Annotated in this window: 3 protein-coding genes; 1 reads left to right on the forward strand and 2 read right to left on the reverse strand. The window is 67.8% G+C overall.

Features of this window, described 5'->3' with window-relative positions; all coding sequences use genetic code 11:
* Nucleotides 1–355: KUP/HAK/KT family potassium transporter (locus tag ACIQ6O_RS15950; protein ID WP_396208760.1), on the reverse strand; the 355-nt coding region annotated here is incomplete at its 3' end.
* A gap of 96 nt (nt 356–451) precedes the next feature.
* Here ACIQ6O_RS15950 and ACIQ6O_RS15955 point away from each other — a divergent pair.
* Nucleotides 452–1,615, forward strand: a complete 1,164-nt coding sequence (locus ACIQ6O_RS15955) for an outer membrane beta-barrel protein (RefSeq protein WP_396208761.1) — start codon at nt 452–454, stop codon at nt 1,613–1,615.
* A 193-nt stretch (nt 1,616–1,808) separates the two neighbouring features.
* On the opposite strand, the gene ACIQ6O_RS15960 is transcribed toward ACIQ6O_RS15955, so the two are convergent.
* The coding region (locus ACIQ6O_RS15960) for a TolC family protein (protein ID WP_396208762.1) at nt 1,809–2,742 on the reverse strand (934 nt) is incomplete at its 5' end.

A 2,742-nucleotide genomic window follows, 5' to 3' on the forward strand; every position in this document is an offset into this window, starting at 1 on the left:
GGCCGAAGATTTCCTTGATCGAATACAGCGGGCTCGTGCCGATGTCGCCGTACACCACGCCGAGCGCGGTGAGGGTGAGGATCGCGAGGCGCTTCCCCGTGGGATTCTGATCCCGGTGGTGTCCCCCGCCCCCGTGAGTGGTTTGCGTGGGGAACATGCCGGTGTGTGCGAGGACTTCCTCGCCCGGCTTGGCCGAAAAGGCGTTGTGGGAGCCGACGTCTGACTGCTCGCCTGTGGGATGGTGCAGCGCGTCGGCCGAGGGAGACGGCGGTTCCGCCGGAGTGGTCTCGGCGCTTCGTTCGGGAACGGCCTCGGCTTGGTCTGCCGAGGCCGGAGTATTCTGATCGTTTGGCATGAGATGGGAACAGGAACCTGTAATCTATATCGGGGTGTGGGATCAGCGTCCATGGGAACGCCTCGGAACGGGTGGCCCCGGCATTAAACTTCAGGGATGCTCGATCTGCTCTTCGTCCCGGCAATCGCCGCCGCGATGGGTGCTGCCGCGTTCCCGGCGCATCGAATGGTTGCCCGCGATACGGCCGGGCTCCCCGCCCGTGCGCCTGCCGACACGTCGCACACGCCGGCCGACACCAGCCTGCGCGTCACGTTCGGCGCCTTCGTGGACACCTACGTCGCGTATGATGCCGGCCGCCCGCGGACCCTCGACCGGTCGTTCACCACTCAGGCCGCCAGGCACGCGGAGTTCAACGTCAATCTCGCCCATGTGGAGGCGACGCTGTCGGCTCCCCGCGTGCGCGGGCGGCTCGCGCTACAGACGGGGACATCGGTGCAGGTGAACTATGCCGGTGAGCCACGGGTCGGCCAGACGAGCGGCGGTGCCCTGTCGCGGGTCATGCAGGAGGCCTATGTCGGCTACGAAGTCCGTCCGGGGTTCTGGGTCGACGCGGGCATCTTTTTCTCGAACGCCGGGCTCGAAGGCTGGCTCTCACGCGACAACGTTACGTACACCCGCTCGCTGGTCGCCGACTATTCGCCCTACTATTCCAGTGGCGTGCGGATGACGTGGCAGGCGACCCCGGCGCTGACGGTGCGCGCCGATCTGGTGAACGGCTGGCAGAACATTTCGGAGAGCAACACGGACAAGTCGGTCGGTGCGCGAATCGACTATGCGGTGGGCGGGCGCACCACGGTGTCCTGGTACTCGTTGGCCGGGAACGAGCCGGGCGCGCGCCTGCGCCTCTTCAGCGGTGTGGGCATCCGCACGAGGCTGGCAAGCGATGTCGAGCTCCTCGCGCAGGCGGATGTCGGCCGCGAAGACGCGCCCGATACCGCCGGGCGTCGCGCCGACGCCCGCACGTGGGCGGGGACCATGGCCACGCTGCGGTGGGCGGTGACCCCGCGTTCGGCCCTGGTCGCGCGGACCGAGTGGTACGCCGATGCGGATCAAGTGGTCGTCAGCACCGGCACCACCGACCCGCTCCGCGCCACCGGCGGCTCCCTCGGGTTCGACCGTCGGCTTGGGGGGCTGCTCGTATGGCGCACCGAAGCACGAGCGCTGGTGAATCGCGAGCCGATCTTCACCGACCGACGCACCGCGTCGGGGCTGTCGCGCACGAATCTCGTCGCCGTGACGTCGCTGGCGTTGTCGTTCTGATTCTGGCAACGACGGCGGGCCCAGCTCCGCTGACGTTTCGGAACACCCACCCACAACCCTCCACGCACGACCCTGAACGCTGAACGGGCCCGCGGTCAGTCGCCGCGGCGATCCTACGGAATGCGCGTACGACTGACGGCCGCCCCGTTCAGGGTAGAGCGTCGAGGGTCGTGTGTTTTGGGTGGGTGCTTACTCAGAGCTCCCGGCCCACCAGTGCGCTCAGCTGCGCCCGCGCGATACGTCCGTCGAAGCGCGCTTGAATGAGCGCCTGCCGCGCCTCATTCAGCTGTGTCTGTGACGTGAGCAGATCGAGCAGTGTACTGGCGCCGAGTGCGTAGCGCTGCTGCTGCACGCGCAGGTCCTCTTCGGCCGCGGCTACGGCGGCGAGCTGCACCCGAACACGGGCCTGCGCGTTGTTGAGCGCGCGCAGCTGTGTGGTGAGATTCTGGCGTGCCCCCAGGCGCGCGTCTCGCAGCTGCGCTTCGGCGTTCCGCTGTGCGACGTCCGTCTGCACGACCTGCTGCTCACGCACGAGGCCGTTGAACAACGGATAGCTGAAATTGAAGTTCAGCTGCTGGCGATTGGGGTTGCCGCCCGAGAACAGCCAGACGTCGCTGCCGGAAAACCGCGGGCTGGTCTGCGTGTACGAGTAATTGTACGACATCGTGAGCGACGGCAGATACGCCGAACGCTGCGCGCGTCGACTCGCTCGGGCTGCCATGAGGTTGGCCTCCGCCTGCATCACCTGCGGGCTCCGCACGACGAGCTGCTCGAGTTCGGTTTCCGTCGGGAGTTCACCCCCCACGTCCACCGTGTCATCGGTGGCCGGGGTGACAATCACCTGCGAACCGATCACGCGTGTGAGGGCAGCATTGGCCACGCGCAGGTCGTTTTCGGCCGTGAGCACCGCGAGTTGCGCATTGCCCAGCTGAATGGCGGAGCGGAGCGAGTCGGACTTGGTCGCCACGCCCGCCACGAAGCGGGCCGTGGATGCCTTCAGCTGCTGCTCGGCCTGCTCGAGCTGCGCGCGCGCGGCGGCGGCGGATTCCCGTGCGGCCAGCGCCGCGTAGAACTGCTGCTTGGTCTGTAGCGCCGCCTCGAAGCGCGCTTGCACGATGGCGGCATCG

It is taken from the genome of Gemmatimonas sp., from assembly GCF_044345575.1.
In the GTDB taxonomy this organism is placed as follows: domain Bacteria; phylum Gemmatimonadota; class Gemmatimonadetes; order Gemmatimonadales; family Gemmatimonadaceae; genus Gemmatimonas.

Bases quoted from the DNA above. Each gene is read 5' to 3' on its own strand.
- ACIQ6O_RS15955 (WP_396208761.1), top strand. From the start codon at position 452: ATGCTCGATCTGCTCTTCGTCCCGGCAATCGCCGCCGCGATGGGTGCT.